Here is a 19839-nt window from a genome sequence, read left to right on the forward strand (position 1 = left end):
CATCCCTCGCTTTGCGGCAGACCTTCTACTTAGCCAGACCGAGCTGTTGCAGCATGAACGCCTGCCACTCGGAGTTCTGCCGATAGCGTTCGAACCGTCCCGACTTGCCGCCATGCCCCGCCTCCATGTTGACGCGGAACAGCAGCGGGTTCTTGTCGGTCTTGAGTTCGCGGAGCTTCGCCACCCATTTGGTCGGCTCGTAATATTGCACCTGGCTGTCCCACAGCCCGGTGCCGACATAGAGCGCGGGATAGGCCTTCGCCTTGACGTTGTCGTACGGCGAATAGCTCAGCATGTAGTCGTACGATGCCTTCTGCGCGGGGTTGCCCCATTCGTCATACTCGAAGGTCGTCAGCGGGATCGATGCGTCGAGCATCGTCGTCACTACGTCGACGAACGGCACCTGCGCGATGATCAGCTTGTAGTCCGCCGGCGCCATGTTCGCGACGCCGCCCATCAGCAGCCCGCCCGCGCTGCCGCCCATCGCCGCGACGCGGTCCTTCGCCGCGTATTTCTGCGCGACGAGATAGCGGGTGACGTCGATGAAGTCGGTGAAGCTGTTCTTCTTGTTGAGCAGATGCCCGTCGTCATACCAGCCGCGGCCCATCTCCTGCCCGCCGCGGATATGCGCGATCGCATAGACCACGCCGCGATCGAGCAGGCCGATCCGGCCCGGATCGACGGCCGGGTCGCTTGAGATTCCGTAGCTGCCATAGGCGTATTGGAAGAGCGGCGCGGTGCCGTCACGCTTGGTGCCCTTGGCGTACACCAGCGAGACCGGCACGCGTGTGCCGTCGCGCGCCGGCGCCCAGACGCGTTCGGTGACGTATTTCGCGGGGTCGTAGCCCGGCACCGGCGCGACCTTCAGCACGCGGCGCTCGCCGGTCTTCGCGTTGACCTCGTAGGTCGTGGTCGGCGTCACGAGCGAGCCGTAGGTGTAGCGCACCCACGGCGTCGCGGTCTCCTCGTTGACGTCGAGCGACATGCGATAGGCAGGTTCGTCCGCCGTCACCGGCGTCGACTTGCCTGCATCGTTCAGCACGCGAATCATCCGGTTGCCGCCCTCGCGCTGGTCGATCGCGACGAACCCGTCGAACGGCTTGAAGCCTTCGATGAACACGGTGTCGCTGGCTGGCGTCAGGTCACGCCATGCCGCCGTGCCCTTGGCCAGATCGGCGTCGGCGACAGTGACGAGCTTGTAGTTCTTAGCGGCCTTGCTGGTGCGGATGATCCAGCGATTGCCGATGTGATCCGCGCTGTAGCGGAACTCGCGCGCGCGCGGTGCGACGATCGTGAAGTTGCTCGGGGCGGCAGCCGGTGCGCAGCGTTGCTCGTCGCTGACCGTGCTGCTGACGCCGATGCAGACGAACTTGTCGTCGGCAGTGCGCGAGACGCCCATCGAATAGGTGTCGTCCTTCTCCTCGTACAGCAGCCCATCGCTCGCGACGGGCGTGCCGAGGATATGCGCCTTAACGCGGTAGCCGCGCAGCGTGACCGGGTCCTTCTCGACGTACAGCAACGTCTTGTTATCGTCCGCCCAGACGACGTTCGGCTCGATGTTCGAGAGCGTGTCGGCGATCGTCGCGCCGGTCGCGAGGTCCTTGACCTTGAGGACATATTGGCGGCGCCCAACGGTATCTTCCGCCCAGGCGACGCGGGCGTTGTCGGGGCTCACCGCCCAGTCGCCCAGCGCGAAGAAGCTGTGTCCCTTCGCCATTGCCGGCTCGTCGAACAGCGTTTCGGCGGGCGCGGTACGGCTGCCCTTGCGGCGTTCGAGGATCGGGTAATCGGCGCCGGTCTGGAACCGCGACCCGTAATAATAGCCGTTTTTCGCGTACGGCACCGAGCTGTCGTCCTGCTTGATATGCGAGACGGTCTCTTCGTACAGCTTGGCCTGGAGCGGCTTCAGCGACGCGAGCTGCGCATCGGCATACGCGTTCTCCGCCGCGAGATAGGCGAGCATCTCGGGGTTTTTCCGCGTGTCGTCGCGCAGCCAGTAATAATCGTCCTCGCGCGCGCCGTTCGGCGACGTCACCTGGAACGGCTTCTTGGCAACGCGCGGCGGCTGGACCTGCGCGACCGCCGCGGTCGAGACCAGCGCCACGCCGGCGAGCATCATGTACCGTATCGTCATCGTGCTGCTCCCTGTGCCGGCGTCGTTACGCCTGCCGGCTTCCGGTATCGATCGAACCAGGCGATGATCGCCGACGCCTTCGCCGCGGATTGCGACGGGCGGGCGGCAAGGCCACCGTGGCTCGCGCCTGGCACCTTGACCAGCGCGGTCGGTACGCCGCGAATCTGAAGCGCCGCGTAATATTGCTCGGACTCGCTCACCGGCGTCCGGTAATCGTCGCCCCCGACCACCACCAATGTCGGCGTCTTCACGTTACCAACCAGGCTTAGCGGCGAGCGGTTCCAATAGCTCATCGGATCCTCCCACGGCAGCTTGGTGAACCAGTAGCGCGAGGTGAACAGCGTGTTGTCCATCGTCAGCGCCTCGCTGATCCAGTTGATCACCGGCTTCTGCGTCGCGGCGGCCTTGAACCGGTCGGTCTTGCCGACGATCCACGCGGTCAGCAGCCCGCCGCCAGAACCGCCGGTCACGAACAGATTGTCCGGATCGGCGGTGCCGTCCTTGATCGCCGCGTCGACCGAGGCGATCAGGTCGTCGTAATCCGCGGCAGGGTAGGTCTTGTCGATCAGGTTGGCGAACTCGGCGCCGTAGGAGGTCGACCCGCGCGGGTTGGTCCAGAGGACTGCGTACCCGGCGGCGGCGTAGAGTTGCATGTCGGTGGCGAAACCGGGGCCATACGCGGCGTTCGGACCGCCGTGGATCTCGAGGATCAGCGGTACGCGCTGGCCTGCGACACGTCCCGGCGGGGTGGCGATCCACGCGTCGATCGGTCGACCGTCGGGTGCGGTCACCGCGATCTTCCGCACCGACGCGAGCGCCTTCGATCCGGTCAGCACCGCGTTGAGCGTCGTCAGGCGGCGTGGCTTCCCGCCCGCCAGCACCCAGACGTCGGCGGGGGCGCTCGCATCGCCGCCGGTATAGGCGATCGTGCCGCCCTTCGAGACCGAGAACTCACCGCCGGTATAGGGCCGGTCGAGCCCGCCCCCCGCGACGTTGTCGATCAGCGGCGTGACGCGGCCGTCGACACCGACGCGCGCGACGCGGCGCTGGCCGTGGTCGTCGTAGGTCGCGTAGAGGCTACGGCCATCGGCAGCCCAAACCGCGTCCTCGATCGCGCGGTCGAGCGTGGCGGTCAGCGAGCGCGGCGCCGCGGCACCGCTGTCGCCGACATAGAGCTGCGTGTTCTCGTAGCTGCGGCGCTTGTCGTCGAAGCCGAGCCACGCGATCTTGCTGCCGTCTGGCGATACGCGCGGCTGCGCGTCGGGACCGTCACGCGTCGTCAGCGTCCGCATCGTGCCGCTTGTCGCGTCGACCGCGATCACGTCGGAGTTCATCACCTGGCGATCGGCGGCGGGTCCGCGGATCGCAGCGAAGACGATGCTGCGGCCATCGGGCGTCCAAGACAGCGGGCCGCCGTCGTCGAACTTGCCATATGTCAGTTGTCGCGCGGCACCGCCATCTGCGCCGACTACGAAGAGATGATCGTAACCCGGCTTTACATAGCCCGGCCCGTCGTTCCGGTAGTTCACCCGGTCGATGATCGTCAGCGGCTCGGCCCATTTCGCGCCCTCGGGCTTGGGCGGCTGCGTGCCGAGCTTGGTCCCCTCGCCCGCTACCGTCGCGATGTAGGCGAGCTTGGTGCCGTCCGGCGACCACGCGAGCGCCTGCGGATCACCCGGAAAACTCGTCACGCGCGCGCTTTGCGCACCGCCGATCCAGCGGACGAAGAGCTGCGATCCCTCGCCGTCGCGCGCGGCATAGGCGATGCGTGCGCCGTCGGGCGACCAGCGCGGGCTGCTGCCGTCGGTGGCGAACGGCGTCTGGCGACCGCTCGCGACGTCGATCAGCCAGAGCGAGGATTGCATCTTGTCGGTCATCACGTCGCCGGTGCGGCGAACATAGACGATCGTCTTGCCGTCCGGGCTGATCTGCGGGTCGGCCGCGATCGTCAGGCCGAACAGGTCGCTGCCGGTGAAGCTGCGCGTCGGGCCGTCGGGCACGGGGGCAGGCACCGGCGCGACCGGCTGTTGCTGGGCAAAGGCCGGCGTCGCCGCGAGCAGGAGGAGGGCAAGGGTCAAGCGCAACGAACGGCTCCTTCGAATGAACCGCGCGAGGATGACACACTATTACGGGGTGGCAAGCGGTACGAACGTCACCGGCAAACCATCCTTCGGGCGCGGGATCGGGAAGACCTGCCATGCATCGCCGCTGCCCGCCAGCGCCTCGATCCGGTAGCGCGTGAGCAGATGCGCGATCAGCAGTCGCATCTGCATCGTCGCGAAGTGCAAGCCGATGCACATGTGCGCGCCGCCGCCGAACGGGACCCAGGCGAACCGGTGACGGCCCTTCGACGCTTCGGGCGTGAAGCGGAGAGGGTCGAACCTGTCGGGATCGGGCCAGTGCTCGGCCATCCGGTGCGTGAAGGTGATGGCGGTGTTGACGCTCGTACCCTCCGGGATATCGAAGCCGCCGAAGCTGAAATCCTTGAGCGCGCGGCGCGGGATCGACGGCACCGGCGGCATCATGCGCAGCGATTCCTTGAATGCGTATTCGGTGAGGACGAGGCGATCGAGTTGCTCGGTCAGCGGCACGGCCGGGTCGAGCGCAGCGACCTCTTCGCGTAGCCGCTCCTGCCATTCCGGGTTGCGCGCGAGCAGCATCATCAGGCTGGTCGCGGACGAGGTGATCGTGTCGTGCGCCGCCATCATCAGGAAGTTCATGTGGTCGGCGATCGCCAGTGCGGACAGCGGCGCGCCGTCGTCATCGGTCGCGCGGCAGAATTGCGAGAAGAAATCTTGGCCGTTTCCGGTCCGCCGCGCGGGGATTTCACGCTCGAAAAAGCCGACCAGATACGCGCGCGCCTTCACGCCCTTGCGCATCTGCGTACCGGGCCAGGGTTTGCGGATCGGCGAAACGCTCGCCTGGACCTCGTCGACGAACGCCTGGTTGATCCGGTCCGCCTCCGCGCCGAGCGGCACGCCGAGGAAGCTGGTCGCGGCGAGATCGAGCGTGAGCTTTTTCACCACGTCGTAGAAGCGCAAGGTCTGCCCGGCCCAGCCGCCGATCGCGGACTCGATCCCAGCATCGAGTTCGGTCGCATAATGCCGCATCGGTTCGGGCTTGAACGCGACCGACAGCGCCTTGCGATCGGCGCGATGCTTGTCGAAATCCATCAGCATCAGGCCGCGCGGGAACAGCATGTTGAGCAGCGGCCCCCAGCCTTGCTCAGACGAGAAGATCTTGTCGCGATCGAACAGCACCAGTTCGTTCGCATCGGGACCGAGCAGGTTGACGCCGGTCCCGCCGAGCGCACGATTGCGATAGATCGGGCCGTACCGCGCTGCCATGCCTTCCGAAAATGCGATCGGATCGGCCAGCAGCTTGAACGTGTTGCCGACGAACGGCAGGCCGTTGCTGCCCGGAATATGGTCGAGCGCACCCTTAGGCTGGCGCGGAAGCCAGTGCGGGCTGGCATTCTGCAACATGGCGTGGCTCATCGTCGGATCCTCAGCGACATGCCGGCTTGGCAACGCCCGAATACGGACATAACTAATGTTCTGCAACCGGGGCGCGGATCCCGGCGCTTTGACAGGAGAGATGCATGGACCTCGCAAATAGTGCTGCCGTCGTAACGGGCGGCGCGTCGGGCCTGGGCGCCGCGACCGCGCGCGCGCTAGCGGCCAAGGGGGTGAAGGTGGCGATCTTCGACCTCCAGGCGGACAAGGGCGAAGCGCTAGCGGACGAGATCGGCGGGGTGTTCTGCAAAGTCGACGTGACGTCCGACGATAGCGTCGATACGGGGTTCGAGGCGGCGCGAGCGGCGCACGGGCAGGAGCGGATCCTAGTCAATTGCGCGGGCACGGGGAATGCGGCGAAGACCGCCGGGCGCTCGAAGCAGGACGGATCGATCAAGCATTTCCCGCTCGATGCGTTCGACCGGATCATCCAGATCAACCTGGTCGGCACGTTCCGCTGCCTCGCGAAATCGGCGGCTGGGATGTTGACGCTGGAGCCCGGCGAGGACGGAGAGCGCGGCGCAATCGTCAACACCGCGAGCGCGGCGGCGGAGGATGGCCAGATGGGCCAGGCCGCGTATTCCGCGTCGAAGGCAGGGGTGGTCGGGATGACCTTGCCGATTGCGCGCGATCTTATGAGCGAGGGGATCCGCGTGAACACGATCCTGCCGGGGATCTTCGACACGCCGCTGCTGGCGGCCGCGCCGCAGCAGGTGCGCGATGCGCTGGCGGCGTCGGTGCCGTTTCCGAAGCGCCTCGGGCGGCCGGAGGAGTTCGCGGCGCTCGCGCTGACGATGATCGAATGCGGGTATTTCAATGGGGAGGACGTGCGGCTGGACGGCGCGATCCGGATGGCGCCTCGTTAACGGGCTAAACGTTGGCTCATCCCCCCCCCCCCGGCGGAGGCCGGGGCCCAATTGGGGAACGTTGCTAACGAGGAGCTGCGCTCCGTTACTACGACCTTTCCAATTGGGCCCCGGCCTCCGCCGGGGTGGTGCCTCGTCGCCGAGGTGTTGCTTGTAGCGGTCCTCAGGCCGCCCGCGCCAGTTGTCGGCCCTTGATCATGTCCGCGGCCTTTTCCGCGATCATGATCGTCGGCGCGTTGGTGTTGGACCCGATCAGCGTCGGCATCACCGAGGCGTCCACCACCCGCAACCCCTGAAGCCCGCGCACCGCCAAGGTCGCATCGACCACCGCCAGTGCATCGTCTGCGGCGCCCATCTTGCACGTCCCCACAGGGTGGTAGATCGTCTCGGCGGTCCGCCGCACCCAGGCGTCGATCTCGTCGTCGGTCCGCACATCCTCGCCCGGCGACAATTCCCCCGCCCGGTATGGATCGAGCGCCGCCTGCCGTGCCACATCGCGACCGATGCCGACGCACGCGCGCATCACGCGCCGATCTTCCGCGGTCGCGAGATAGTTCGCGACGATCGTCGGATCGGCGAACGGATCCGCGGAGCGCAGCCCGATCCGTCCGCGACTCTGCGGCCGCAACTGGCAGAGATGCAGCGTGAAGCCGTCCTCGGTCGCCTTGATCTTCCCGTGGTCCTGCATGATCGCGAGCACCGCGTGGATCTGCACGTCGGGCCGCGACAGCCTCTCGCGCGACGACACGAACGCGCCCGCCTCGAGGAACTGCTGCCGCCCCGCCCCCTTGCCGCGCAACAGGTAATTGAGCCCGACGCCAATCATCCCAACGCCCTTGGTCATCGCATAGCCGGTGCGCAGCCCGCGCGATTTCCAGTTCATCACGACGTCGAGGTGATCCTGAAGGTTCTCGCCAACACCGGGCAGCGCGTGCACCACGCCGACCCCCGCCGCGGTCAGCCGGTCCGGATCGCCGATTCCCGACAGCTGGAGGATATGCGGCGACTGCACCGCGCCCGCGCATAGCAAGACCTCGCGCGTCGCCGTCACACTCTCCGCGCGCGCCCCCTTGTCGAGCACGTAATCGACGCCGGTCGCACGTCCCTTGTCGATCCGGATCCTAGTCGTCCGCGCGCCCGTGACGCAGGTCAGGTTGCGCCGCGACAGTACCGGCCGCAGATACGCCGCCGCCGTGCTCCACCGCTTCCCGTCCGCAACGGTCAGGTCGTAGCGCCCGAACCCCTCCTGGCTCGCGCCGTTGAAATCCTCGGTCACCGGATAGCCAGCTTGGCGCCCCGCCTCGACCAGCGCGTCGTAGAACGGGCTGTCGGACTCGCCGCCCGAGATCGTCAGCGGTCCCCCGCCACCATGCAGGTCGCTTTCGCCGCGATGATGCCCTTCGAGCCGCTTGAAATACGGCAGCACGTCGTCGAACGACCAACCGGGCAAGCCCATCTGCCGCCATTCGTCGTAATCCTGCGGATGGCCCCGCGTGTAGATCATGCCGTTGATCGACGAGCTGCCGCCCAGCCCCTTGCCGCGGGGCCACCATAGGCGACGGTTATCGAGATGCGGCTCGGGCTCGGTCGAGAAGCCCCAGTTGCTCGCATTCTTGCTCTTGATGAGTTCGCCGACGCCCGCGGGCATCCGCACCAGCACGCCGTCGTTGCGCCCGCCCGCCTCGAGCAGCAGCACGCTCACATCAGGGTCCTCGGTCAGCCGCGCGGCGAGCACACAGCCGGCCGAGCCCGCGCCGATAATCACGTAGTCATACGTCCGCATGCCCGCATCCCCCCGTTTCGCGCTCCGCTTTTTTACGGAGTCGCGTCAGTCCGCTACGCTAGCGCTCGCACAGCAGGGTCAGCAATCCCTCACGCAACACGCTGCGGTCGATCCCCTCGTCGGCATGGACCTGGCTGAGACCGATCGCCAGCAGCGCATAGCTGCGGATCTCTGCTTCGACCGCCTCGAATCCGTGAGCGACCAGCTCCGCGATCAGGAACGCCATCACCTTTTCGTCATGCTCGCGGATCGCCGCCGCCGCCCGCACGTCGCTCTTTCCCCACGCCCGCATCGCCAGCGCCAGCTGCGCCATGTCGTGATCGCGGACATGGTCCGCAAACGCACGGATCCGCTCGACCGGCGCAAGATCCGACGCGGAGAGCGCTACGATCAAGGGGTCGATATGCGCCTCGACGAAATACCCCGCGAGCGCCGCATGATACCCGTCGAAGTCCTTGAAGTGATGATAGAAGCTACCCGTCGATGCGCCAAGCGTCTGCGCCAAACCGCGAAGCTTCAGCGCGCGCAACCCGCCATCCTTCAGCAACTGCAAGCCGATTTCCAGCCAGTCGCGCGGCGCAAGATCCGCCCGTGGTGCCGTCGCGTCTTCCACCAATACCCTGCTTGACAAGCCATTCCCCATAACGAATGTTACGCCGTGCTGGCACCGGACGCAATCCGGCACCAGGCACCACGACCGAACCGGCGGGTGCAACAGGAGAGCGATGTGGCCGAGGCACTGATCATCGACGCCGTCCGTACCCCGCGCGGTATCGGCAAGACTGGCAAGGGCGCGCTTGCGCACATGCACCCCCAACATCTCGCCGCGACCGTCCTGAAGGCGATTGCCGAGCGAAACAAGCTGGATACCGCCGATGTCGACGACATCATTTGGTCGACCTCGACTCAGCGCGGCGAGCAGAGCGGCGATCTCGGGCGGATGGCGGCGCTCGATGCGGGGTATGACGTCAAGGCGAGCGGGACGACGCTCGACCGGTTCTGCGGCGGCGGGATTACCGCGGTGAACTTCGCCGCGGCGCAGATCATGAGCGGGATGGAAGACCTGGTCATCGCCGGGGGGACCGAGATGATGTCGCTCACCACGATGATGATGCAGGACGACATGGCGGCGGGTAAGCGACCGCTCGGGATCGGCTCGGGCAACGCGAGGCTCGACGCCGCGCATCCGCAATCGAACCAGGGCATCTGTGCCGACGCCATCGCCAGTATCGAGGGGATCGACCGCGAAACGCTCGAAGCGCTCGGGCTGGAAAGCCAGCGCCGCGCGGCGGTGGCGATCGCCGAAGGGCGGTTCGATCGCAGCCTCGTGCCCGTCACCGACGACACCGGTGCGCTGGTGCTCGAAAAGGACGAATACCCGCGTCCCGACACCACCGCCGAGGGGCTCGCTGCCCTCCGCCCCTCGTTCGCCGGGATCGCCGACATTCCGCTCGACGACAAGGGCACGACGTATCGCAAGCAGATCAACCGGCGTTATCCCGACGTCGATATCAAGCACGTTCATCACGCCGGCAATTCCTCCGGTGTGGTCGATGGCGCCGCCGCCGTGCTCCTCGCGAGCGCCGACTATGCCGCCAAGCACGGGCTGAAACCCCGCGCGCGGATCGTCGCGATGGCGAACATGGGCGACGACCCGACGCTGATGCTCAACGCCCCCGTCCCCGCCGCGCGGAAGGTGCTCGCGAAGGCGGGGCTGACGGTCGACGACATCGACCTGTGGGAGATCAACGAGGCGTTCGCGGTGGTCGCCGAGAAGTTCATCCGCGACCTGAAGCTCGACCGCGACAAGGTGAACGTCAACGGCGGCTCGATCGCGCTCGGCCATCCAATCGGCGCGACCGGCGCAATCCTGATCGGCACGATATTGGACGAACTCGAACGCCGTGACCTGAAGCGCGGGCTCGTGACGATGTGCGCGGGCGGCGGGATGGCCCCGGCGATCATCATCGAGCGCGTCTGATGCATCCCGTCGCGCACGCGCTGACGGCCCCCGACAAACCCGCCTACATCATGGCGGCGACGGGCGAGACGGTGACGTATCGCGACCTCGATTTGCGCGCGAACCAGGGGGCGCATCTGCTACGCTCGCTCGGGCTGAAGCGCGGTGACGGCATTGCGGTGCTGATGGACAATTCGCCGCGCTATCTAGAGGTGATGTGGGCGGCCGAGCGCACTGGTGTGTACTGCACCTGCCTGTCGTCGAAACTGACCGCGAGCGAGGCGGCGTACATCATCCGCGATGGCGACTGCCGCGTGCTGATCGCGAGCAAGGGTTGCGCGGAGGTTGGGGCGGCGTTGGTACCCTTGCTTGGCGACGTGGCTCGCTACATGGTCGATGGCGCGATTGACGGGTACGCGGCGTACGAAACCGCCCGTGACGCGATGCCGCCCACGCCTATCGCCGACCCCTCGCCCGGCGGCATCCTGCTTTATTCCTCCGGCACCACCGGCAAACCAAAGGGGGTAAAGCACGCGCTATCGGACGAGGAGTTCGGCACCAACGTCTCGCCGCTCGTGATGCTCGGCAAGGGGCTGTACGGCTTCACGCCCGAGATGGTCTATCTCTCGCCTGCGCCGCTTTATCACGCCGCGCCACTGCGCTGGTCGATGGCGGTACATCAGGTCGGCGGCACCGTCGTCGTGATGGAGCATTTCGACCCCGAGGCCGCGCTCGCCGCGATCGAGCGGTTCCACGTCACGCACGCGCAATGGGTGCCGACGCACTTCATCCGGTTGCTCAAGTTGCCGCCCGAAGTCCGCGCCCGTTACGACGTGTCATCGCTAAAAGCGGTGTGGCACGCCGCCGCGCCCTGCCCGCTGCCGGTCAAGCAGGCGATGATCGACTGGTGGGGGCCGATCATCGGCGAATATTATGCTGGCACGGAGGGCAACGGGTTCTGCGCGATCTCCAGCGCGGAGTGGCTGACGCACCAAGGCTCGGTCGGCCGCAACCTGACCGCGCAGACGATGATCTGCGACGAGGACGGCAATGCACTGCCAACGCGCGCTGAAGGCGACGTCTACTTCGCGGGCGGTGGGGCGTTCGAATATCACAACGATCCCGTCAAGACCGCGGAAGCCGCGAACGCGCATGGCTGGACGACGCTCGGCGACGTCGGCTGGCTCGACGAGGAGGGCTATCTCTACCTCACCGACCGCAAGAGCTTCATGATCATCTCGGGCGGCGTGAACATCTACCCCGCCGAGATCGAGAACCTCCTCGTCACGCACCCGAAAGTCGCCGACGTCGCGGTGATCGGCGCGCCAGACGACGAGATGGGCGAACAAGTGGTGGCAATCATCTGCCCCGCCGATCCGACCGAAGACCGCGCGCAACTCGCCGCCGAACTCAGCGCCTTCGCCCGTGCGAACCTCAGCCATGTGAAAGCGCCGCGCCGGATCGATTTTCGCGACACCTTACCGCGGCACGAGACGGGCAAGCTCTACAAGCGCCTGCTCCGCGACGAATATTGGGCGCATTCGAAGGAGTCTGCATGAACTTCGATTATTCCGACGACCAGAAATTCCTCAAAGACGAAGCGCGCAAGTTCCTGGCCGCGCACTGCGGCAGCGACCGGGTCCGCGCGGTGCTGGACGATCCCGCCAAAGCGTATGACGCGGAGTTGTGGAAAGCGGTCGGCGCACAGGGCTGGCTCGGCGCTGCGATCCCCGAGGAGTTCGGCGGGCTGGGCCTCGGCCACATTGAACTCTGCGCGATCGCCGAGGAACTGGGGCGGGCCTGCGCACCGATCCCGTTCGCCTCGACCGTCTACTTCGTCGCCGAAGCCTTGATGCTCTACGGCAGCGACATCCAGAAAGTCCGATGGCTGCCGAGGATCGCGGCAGGTGACGTCATCGGCGCCTTCGCGACCTCGGAAGGCGCGGGCCCGGTCACCGCGCGCTCGATCCGCACCACCGTCTCCGGCGGCAAGCTCACCGGCGAGAAGATCCCCGTCACCGATGGCGACGTCGCCAACCTGATCGTCGTCCTCGCGCGCGACGGCCTCTACCTCGTCGAGAAAGGGTCGGGCGTCACTGCGGAAGTCCTCGAAACGCTCGACCCGACGCGGAGCGCCGCCCGCCTCACCTTCGCCGACGCCCGTTGTGAGAAACTGGGCAGCGATGACGGCATCGCCGCGATGCAGGCGGTGTTCGACCGGGCCGCGGTCCTCCTCGCATTCGAGCAGGTTGGCGGCGCGGATCGCTGTCTTGAGATGGCGAAGGGCTATGCGCTCGATCGCTACGCGTTCGGCCGACAAATCGGCGGCTACCAGGCGATCAAGCACAAGCTCGCCGACATGTACGTGAAGAACGAACTCGCGCGCTCGAACGCCTATTATGGCGCGTGGGCGCTCAATGCAGGCGCCGCCGAACTGCCGCTCGCCGCCGCCACCGCGCGTGTCGCCGCCTCCGACGCCTACTGGTTCGCGTCGAAGGAGAACATCCAGACGCATGGCGGAATGGGCTTCACCTGGGAGTCCGATTGCCACCTCTATTACCGCCGCTCGCGCCAGCTCGCGCTCGTAGCAGGCAGCCCCGCCGCGTGGCGCGAACGCCTCGTCGGCCAACTCGAAATGCGCAACGCCGCCTGAAAGGACGAGCATGGACTTCAAGGACAGCGACGCCGAAGCCTCCTATCGCGCCGCCGCGCGCGCCTGGCTCGACGCGAACATCGCCGAGCATGATGCTGGCCACTACACCGACGATATGGTCAAGGCGAAGGCATGGCAGGCGCGGAAAGCGGCCGGCGGCTACGCATGCATCACTTGGCCGCAGGAATGGGGTGGCGGCGGCGGCACGCCGATCGAAAGCGTCATCTTCGGCCAGGAAGAGTCGAAGCACGCGGTCGACGGTAGCTATTTCACGATCGGCCTCGGGATGTGCGTGCCGACCGTGATGGCCTATGCGGACGGCGCGACCAAGCACCGCTTCGTCGGCCCGGCGGTGCGCGGCGACGAGATATGGTCGCAGCTCTTTTCCGAGCCCGCCGGCGGCTCCGACGTCGCCGCGATCCGTACGCGAGCCGTCCGCGAGGGCGACGACTGGATCATCAACGGCCAGAAGGTCTGGACCTCGGGCGCGCATTACAGCGACTACGGCATCGTCCTGGTCCGCACCAATCCCGACGTGCCCAAGCACCAAGGCCTGACGATGTTCTGGCTCGACCTGAAGGCGCCGGGGATCGAGATTCGCCCGATCCACCAGATGTCCGGCGGGTCGAGCTTCAACGAGGTCTGGTTCGAGGACGTCCGGATATCCGACGCACAGCGCCTTGGCCCAGTCGACGGCGGCTGGAAGGTTGCACTGTTCACGCTGATGAACGAGCGTCTCGCGATCGGCACGAGCGGCGGCGTCGGCCCCGAGGACATCCTTGCCTTCGCCGCGCAGGCCAATGGCGCAGACGGCCCGCTGCTGAAGGACGCCGCGTTCCGCCAGACGCTCGCCGACTGGTGGGTGCAATCCGAAGGCCTGCGCAACACCCGGATGCGAACGATCACCGCGCTGTCGAAGGGGCAGGTGCCCGGCCCCGAAAGCTCGATCGGCAAGATCGTCGCCGCCAACCAGCTACAGGCGATCGGCAACACCGCGGTCGAGGCGGGCGATCAATATGGCATCATATCCGACCCCGCGCTTACCCCGCTCAAAGGCGCGTTCCACGCCGCGACGATGTGGGCGCCGGGCTTGCGCATCGCCGGCGGCACCGACGAGATCCTCAAGAACATCATCGCCGAACGCGTCCTCGGCCTCCCCGGTGAAATCCGCGTCGACAAAGACCAGGCGTTCCGGGATCTGCCGGTAGGGGCGTGAGGCGCAGTGTTGCCCGCCCCGCATCCTTCGTCGCCGCCGACGCGGTGGAACGTCACGCCCGAAGACGTAGCCCATGGGGCAATGCCGTTGCTTCGCTATCTGAGGCTTGGGGGCTTGCCCGATGACCAACGGAGGTTCAGTTTTTACCGATGAAAAACTTGGATATCGCCGAACGCCGGTCGATCGGTCACGATCACGCCGCCGAAGTTTCGATCCGGATCGGCGCACGGACGAAATTCGATGCCCGCGTGACCAACGCTGGCCTGCTTTCCGTCGGCGTCCTCGTGTCAAGTATTCTGCTGTCGAGCGCCGTCATCGTCCTGGCAGCGGGAGGTAAGCACAAGCGAAAGCCGTTGGCACCGCCTCCCGCCGAGCACCGCAACTAACGGCGGTATCTACAACGTCACACGATCGCTTGGCGTTCGCTTTGACCCCGCACATTTTGCGAGGCGGGTTCGTTACCCATTCGAGGATGCCCCGATGACCGACATGCAGACCATCCTCACCGCCCAGCGCGAAGCGTTCATGGCCGAGCTTCCCGTCACCAAGGCGGTCCGGCTCGACCGGCTCAAGCGCGCCGCGGCGATGGTGCGGGACAATGCAGCGCGGTTCTGCGACGCGGTGTCGGAGGATTTCGGGCATCGCAGCCGTGAACAGACGATGATCACCGATATCGGCGCCTCGCTCGCGCCGATCGCGCATGCCGCCAAGCATCTCGATCGCTGGATGAAACCCGACCGGCGTCCGGTGCAGTTCCCGCTCGGCCTGCTCGGTGCGAAGGCTTGGGTCGAATACCAGCCCAAGGGCGTGATCGGGATCATCGCGCCGTGGAATTTCCCTGTGAACCTGCTGATCGGTCCGCTCGCGGGCGTATTCGCCGCGGGCAATCGCGCGATGGCGAAGACGAGCGAGTACACCCCCGCGACCGCCGCATTGTTCGAGGAGATCTCGCCGAAGTATTTCGCGCAGGACGAACTCGCGATCGTCTCGGGCGATGCAGAGGTCGGCAAGGCCTTCTCCGCGCTCCCATTCGATCACCTCATCTTCACCGGCGCGACCGCGATCGGCCGCCACATACTCCACGCCGCCGCGGATAATCTCACGCCGGTCACGCTCGAACTCGGTGGCAAGTCGCCCGTCATCCTCGGCGCGTCGGCGGATATCGCGAAGGCCACCGAACGCGTGACGCTCGGCAAGATGATGAACGCAGGCCAGATCTGCCTCGCACCCGATTACATGCTCGTGCCCTCGGCGGACGAGGCCAAGGTCGTCGACGGCATCAAGGCGGCGGCCAGCGCGATGTACCCGACGCTGCTCGCCAACGCAGATTACACCTCGGTGGTCAACGACCGCCATCACCAGCGCCTTACCGACTGGATCGCCGACGCCCGTGCGAAGGGCGCGACGGTCGAGGTCGTGAACCCCGCCAACGAGGATTTCGGTGCCGCCAACTCGCGGAAAATGCCGCTCCACATCGTCCGCGACGCGACCGACGACATGATCGTCATGCAGGAAGAGATCTTCGGCCCGGTCCTGCCGATCCGCCGCTACGACGGGATCGACGATGCGATCGCGCAAGTGAACCGCCGCGATCGTCCGCTCGGCCTCTATTATTTCGGCAGCGACGACGCCGAACGCCGCCGCGTGCTCGATCGGACGATCTCGGGCGGGGTGACGCTCGACGATGTGATCTTCCACATCTCGATGGAGGAACTCCCGTTCGGGGGCAGCGGGCCTTCGGGGATGGGCGCGTATCACGGCATCGACGGTTTCCGCACGTTCAGCCACGCGCGCGCCGTCTTCAAGCAATCGCGGCTCGACGTCGCCAAGCTCGCCGGATTGAAGCCGCCTTATGGTGCAGCCGCCGCCAAGACGATCGCGCGCATGATCCGCTGATCATCCGTCCGGATCGATTGGCTGCGTCGACAAGCAGGGAGGACAGGATGGCCAAGTGACAGGCCGCCCGCACCCGGCTACCCCCGATTCGTGTACCGTCTTCGCCGCCTTGCCCTGTCCCATCGCTACCTCGCAGCGTTGCTGTGCGTGGCGGCGCTGGCGATGAAGCTGCTGGTGCCCTCGGGCTACATGGTGTCCAGCGAGCACGACCGGATCGCGATCACCCTCTGCTCGGGTATGACCCCGCAGGACATGGCCCCAAAGGCAATCGCAATGCCGGGGATGCACGACGACGGTGCCGAGTCGGCGATGAACCACGATCGCTCGACCAAGCACGACAAGGCGGAAATGCCCTGCGCATTTTCCAGCCTGACCGCGCACGCGCTGGAAAGCGTCGATCTCGTCCTGCGGATCGCTGCGATCGCCTTCGCCATGGCGCTTGCGTGGCGGTATGTCCGACCGCTCCCGCGCGCGCTGACGCGGTATCTGCGCCCGCCGTTACGCGGCCCGCCGGCATACCTCTGATCCCCTGAAACGCATGTCGCCGAGCGCGATGTGTACCGCTTCATGACGCGCATACCCGAGCTGCGCGCCGATCACTGGAATTGCCGATGTTTCGATTCACGCCTCCCCACGAGGCGACGATGGCGCTGGCCGTCGTCGTGCCGCTGCTCGCCTTCGCCACCCCGAGTGCCGCGCAAACCGCCAATGCCCCGCCGACCGAGAGCGATACGCGCTTCACGATCGGCGATATCGTCGTGACCGCGCCGAGCATGGCGCGCTCGACCGGCAACGTCCTGACCTCGGTCGATCTGCTCGGCGGCGACGTCGCGCAGCGCCAGTCGGTCGACAACGCCTGGGAGATCTTTGCGCGGCTGCCGGGCGTCGTGCTGACCGACTTCAACCAGGGCACGACATCGGGCCGCTTCTCGATCCGCGGGTTCAACGGCGAGGGCGAAATCAACGCGGTCAAGCTGATGATCGACGGCGTCCCGACCAACGACAATGCCGGCGGGATGACCGGTATCGACATGATCGCGCCGCTCGACATCGCCGGAATCGAACTGGTCCGCGGCACGTCCGATCCGCGCTGGGGGCTCAACAACATCGCCGGCAACGCCAACATCCTGACCCGGATCGGCGGTAATTACCTCGACGCACGGCTTATCGGCGGCGCGTTCGGGACCGCCGATGGCCAGGTGTCGGCGGGTCTCGAACGCGGCAAGTTCAGCCAGAATTACCTGGTCAGCTATCGCCGGACCGATGGCTATCGCGACCATGCCGACCTCGATCGTCTCAATCTCGCGGGCAAGTGGTTCTACGATTTCGGCGCGACCCGCCTCGGCGCGATCGTCCGCTACTCGACCGCGACCGCACAGGAACCGGGCTATCTCACCGACGCCGACGCCTACACCGACCGGCAGCGATCCTATGCCGTGTCCGAAACCGATGGCGGCAAGCGTCGGATCGGCCAGTACAGCCTCCACCTCGATTCGGATCTGGCCGACACGCTGGCGCTCAGCGCGAAGGGCTATGCGAACAGCCTCACCGACGACCGCTATGTGCGGTTCTCGGCCAGCGTCGCGCAGCAGCGGCGGCTGACCGACGAATGGCAATATGGCGGCATCGTCGCGCTGCATTACCACCCGCACGTCGACTTTCTCCACGCGCTGATGATCGAGGCGGGGGGCGACATCCAGGTGCAGGACAATCGCAGCCTGCGCTGGCTGACCGATCGCCGCGTCATCACCAGCCAGACGCGCGACCAGCAATTCGGCCTGACCGTGTATGGCGGCTATATCCAGGCGGTGATCGAACCGACCGCCTGGCTCAAGATCACGCCGGCGTGGCGGGTCGACCGGGTCGACGGGCATTTCGCCAACCGGCTCGCGGGCACCACCGCACCGATCAACGACTATGGCACGATCAGCCAGCCCAAACTGAGCGTGGCGATCACCCCGGTCCGCGATGTCACGCTCTACGCCAATTACGGCCGGACGTTCCAGATCGGCGCGGGTTCGGGCGCCTATCTGGTGCCGCCGCGCACCGTCGATGTCGCCCCCTCGATCAACGAAGGATATGAGGGCGGTATCAAAGTTACACGGGGTCGCTGGCTCGAGGCGCGCGTCGCGCTGTGGCAGCAGACCGCGAGCGGCGAACTGAAGCGACGGCTGAACGATCCGTCGGGCGATTTCGACAATCTCGGCAAGACCCGGCGGCGCGGGATCGATCTCCAGCTCGACCTCAAACCCGCGCGCGGCGTCGACCTGTGGGGCAGCTATTCGCACCAGACCGCGACGATCGTCACGCCCGACCCCGCAACGCCGTCGCAGGCCGGCAACGCGATCGATCATGTCCCGCAGAACGTCGTCTCGGGCGGGCTCGACGTGACGGCGGTCGACCGGTTGCGGCTGTCGCTCTGGGGCAACGGCCAGTCGAGCTACGAACTCACGCCGGCCAACACGCAGGGACGCTATGGCAGCTATGTCGTGCTCAACGCCGAAGTCGCCTATGCCGTGACACCGCACGTCGAACTGTCGCTGCAGGTCAAGAACCTTGCCAACGACCACTATGAATATGTCTGGTACGACGGGACGCAACGGCTCCACGCCCCCGCCGATCCGCGCGCGCTGTTCGGCGCGGTGCGGCTGCGGCTCTGATGATTGCCCGGATTACCGCCCCGATCGCCGCCCCGATTCCCGCCCGACCACGATCGGCGCGCGTCGTCGTTCGTCACATCCATCTGTGGCTCGGTCTTTCGGTCGGACTGATCTTCGCGTTCGCCGGCCTGACAGGCAGCGCGCTCGTCTTCTACCCGGAAATCGACGCTGCCTTCAGCCAGGCGTTACGCGCGGTGCCGGACGGTACGCGCCCGCCATCGTGGCAGGCAGTCGTGGATACGCTCCACCGCGAGCATCCCGCGCGAACCGGTGCCTGGCGGGTCGAGATCGACCCGAGCGGCGGCGCGATCCCGGTCCGCTACTATACGCCGAAGGAGACCGCAGGCCGCGCGTTCGCGCCGATGCTGCTGTGGATCGACCCGGTCCGCCTGACGACGATCCGGACCGGCTTCTGGGGCGATACGGTCGTGACGTGGATCTACGACCTGCATTATCGCCTGCTGCTCGGCGAACCGGGCGGCATCGCGATGGGCATCGCCGGAATCGCGATGCTCGTCCTGATCGTCAGCGGACTCTGGGCGTGGTGGCCGAGACCGGGTGGATGGTGGCGGGCGCTGCGGTTCAAGCGCACCGCCGCCGCGATCCGCCGGCTTTACGATCTTCACAAGCTGACCGGGCTTATCGGACTGATCCCGCTGCTCGCGATCACCGCGACGGGCGTCCTGCTCGACCTGCCCGACCAGACCCGACCGTTGATCGCGCGCGCGTCGCCGCTGTTCCACATGCCTGCGCTTGTGGTCGAACCGGTTGGGCGCGCGCTGCCGGTCGATCGCCTGATCGCAGTCGCCCATCGCCGGTTTCCCGATGGCGCGCTTGCCTGGATCGAGACACCAGCAACGACCACGGCGCCGATCCGGATCAATCTCGCGCGGCCGGACGAGCCGAGCCGCCGGTTCCCCCGGACCAACGTCTGGCTAGACCCGTATACCGGCCGGATCCTCGCCGTCCGCGATGGTCTCGCCGACACCAGCGGAGATACCGTGCTGAGCTGGCTGCACCCGCTGCACGGCGGCGAAGCATTCGGACTGGTCGGGCGGTGGCTGGCGTTCGTCACCGGACTGGTGCCGAGCGCGATGCTGGCGACCGGGCTGCTGCGCTGGCGCCAACGATCGCCGCCCCGCCACCGGTCCTAGCA

At 66.6% G+C, this 19839-nt stretch carries 15 protein-coding genes; 10 read left to right on the plus strand and 5 right to left on the minus strand.

Annotation, left to right across the window (positions count from 1 at the left end; translation table 11 throughout):
* Positions 1–25 precede the first annotated feature (25 nt).
* Genes C8J44_RS02315 through C8J44_RS02325 form a run of 3 tightly spaced genes read right to left on the minus strand, consistent with a single transcriptional unit; the run spans position 26 to position 5631 of the window.
* On the minus strand, positions 26–2134 hold the full coding sequence (locus tag C8J44_RS02315) for a S9 family peptidase (protein WP_220683070.1): 2109 nt from the start codon (positions 2132–2134) through the stop codon (positions 26–28).
* The gene (locus C8J44_RS02320) at positions 2131–4218 is read right to left on the minus strand and encodes a S9 family peptidase (RefSeq protein ID WP_404969172.1); all 2088 of its coding nucleotides are present in this window, start codon (positions 4216–4218) and stop codon (positions 2131–2133) included. The genes C8J44_RS02315 and C8J44_RS02320 overlap by 4 nt, the downstream gene beginning before the upstream one ends.
* Positions 4219–4260: 42 nt before the next feature.
* On the minus strand, positions 4261–5631 hold the full coding sequence (locus C8J44_RS02325) for a cytochrome P450 (RefSeq protein ID WP_121903207.1): 1371 nt from the start codon (positions 5629–5631) through the stop codon (positions 4261–4263).
* A 104-nt stretch (positions 5632–5735) separates the two neighbouring features.
* On the opposite strand from C8J44_RS02325, the gene C8J44_RS02330 reads away from it, so the two are divergent.
* On the plus strand, positions 5736–6515 hold the full coding sequence (locus C8J44_RS02330) for an SDR family NAD(P)-dependent oxidoreductase (protein ID WP_121903208.1): 780 nt from the start codon (positions 5736–5738) through the stop codon (positions 6513–6515).
* 163 nt (positions 6516–6678) lie between these two features.
* Here the strand turns inward: C8J44_RS02330 and C8J44_RS02335 are convergent, their stop codons facing one another.
* Both C8J44_RS02335 and C8J44_RS02340 read right to left on the minus strand, forming a co-directional pair.
* Entirely contained in the window at positions 6679–8298 is a 1620-nt protein-coding gene (locus C8J44_RS02335) for a choline dehydrogenase (RefSeq protein WP_121903209.1), read from the minus strand.
* A 58-nt stretch (positions 8299–8356) separates the two neighbouring features.
* A complete protein-coding gene (locus C8J44_RS02340; protein ID WP_183128680.1) occupies positions 8357–8911 on the minus strand; it encodes a TetR/AcrR family transcriptional regulator in 555 nt (184 codons plus the stop codon).
* A 114-nt stretch (positions 8912–9025) separates the two neighbouring features.
* Between C8J44_RS02340 and C8J44_RS02345 the strand changes: the two genes are divergently transcribed.
* From C8J44_RS02345 to C8J44_RS02385, 9 genes are all read left to right on the plus strand, one after another.
* Positions 9026–10279 (plus strand): acetyl-CoA C-acetyltransferase, encoded by a 1254-nt coding sequence (locus C8J44_RS02345; RefSeq protein ID WP_121903794.1) that lies wholly within the window; start codon positions 9026–9028, stop codon positions 10277–10279.
* The gene (locus C8J44_RS02350; protein ID WP_121903210.1) at positions 10279–11817 is read left to right on the plus strand and encodes an acyl-CoA synthetase; all 1539 of its coding nucleotides are present in this window, start codon (positions 10279–10281) and stop codon (positions 11815–11817) included. The genes C8J44_RS02345 and C8J44_RS02350 overlap by 1 nt, the downstream gene beginning before the upstream one ends.
* Positions 11814–12911 carry an acyl-CoA dehydrogenase family protein gene (locus tag C8J44_RS02355; RefSeq protein WP_121903211.1) on the plus strand — a complete coding sequence of 366 codons (1098 nt, stop codon included), beginning with the start codon at positions 11814–11816 and terminating at the stop codon, positions 12909–12911. The genes C8J44_RS02350 and C8J44_RS02355 overlap by 4 nt, the downstream gene beginning before the upstream one ends.
* Before the next feature lie 10 nt (positions 12912–12921).
* A complete protein-coding gene (locus tag C8J44_RS02360) occupies positions 12922–14127 on the plus strand; it encodes an acyl-CoA dehydrogenase family protein (RefSeq protein ID WP_121903212.1) in 1206 nt (401 codons plus the stop codon).
* Between the two features lie 149 nt (positions 14128–14276).
* Complete coding sequence (locus C8J44_RS02365) at positions 14277–14513, plus strand: hypothetical protein (protein ID WP_056048730.1); 237 nt, start codon at positions 14277–14279, stop codon at positions 14511–14513.
* Between the two features lie 7 nt (positions 14514–14520).
* Complete coding sequence (locus C8J44_RS02370; protein ID WP_259466736.1) at positions 14521–16023, plus strand: coniferyl aldehyde dehydrogenase; 1503 nt, start codon at positions 14521–14523, stop codon at positions 16021–16023.
* 90 nt (positions 16024–16113) lie between these two features.
* A complete protein-coding gene (locus C8J44_RS02375) occupies positions 16114–16548 on the plus strand; it encodes a hypothetical protein (RefSeq protein WP_259466670.1) in 435 nt (144 codons plus the stop codon).
* An 86-nt stretch (positions 16549–16634) separates the two neighbouring features.
* Positions 16635–18683, plus strand: coding sequence for a TonB-dependent receptor (locus C8J44_RS02380; RefSeq protein ID WP_259466671.1), 2049 nt, complete (start codon positions 16635–16637; stop codon positions 18681–18683).
* Positions 18683–19837, plus strand: a complete 1155-nt coding sequence (locus C8J44_RS02385; protein ID WP_121903215.1) for a PepSY domain-containing protein — start codon at positions 18683–18685, stop codon at positions 19835–19837. The genes C8J44_RS02380 and C8J44_RS02385 overlap by 1 nt, the downstream gene beginning before the upstream one ends.
* Positions 19838–19839: the final 2 nt, after the last annotated feature.

This window comes from Sphingomonas sp. PP-CE-3A-406, from assembly GCF_003688625.1.
GTDB lineage: Bacteria > Pseudomonadota > Alphaproteobacteria > Sphingomonadales > Sphingomonadaceae > Sphingomonas.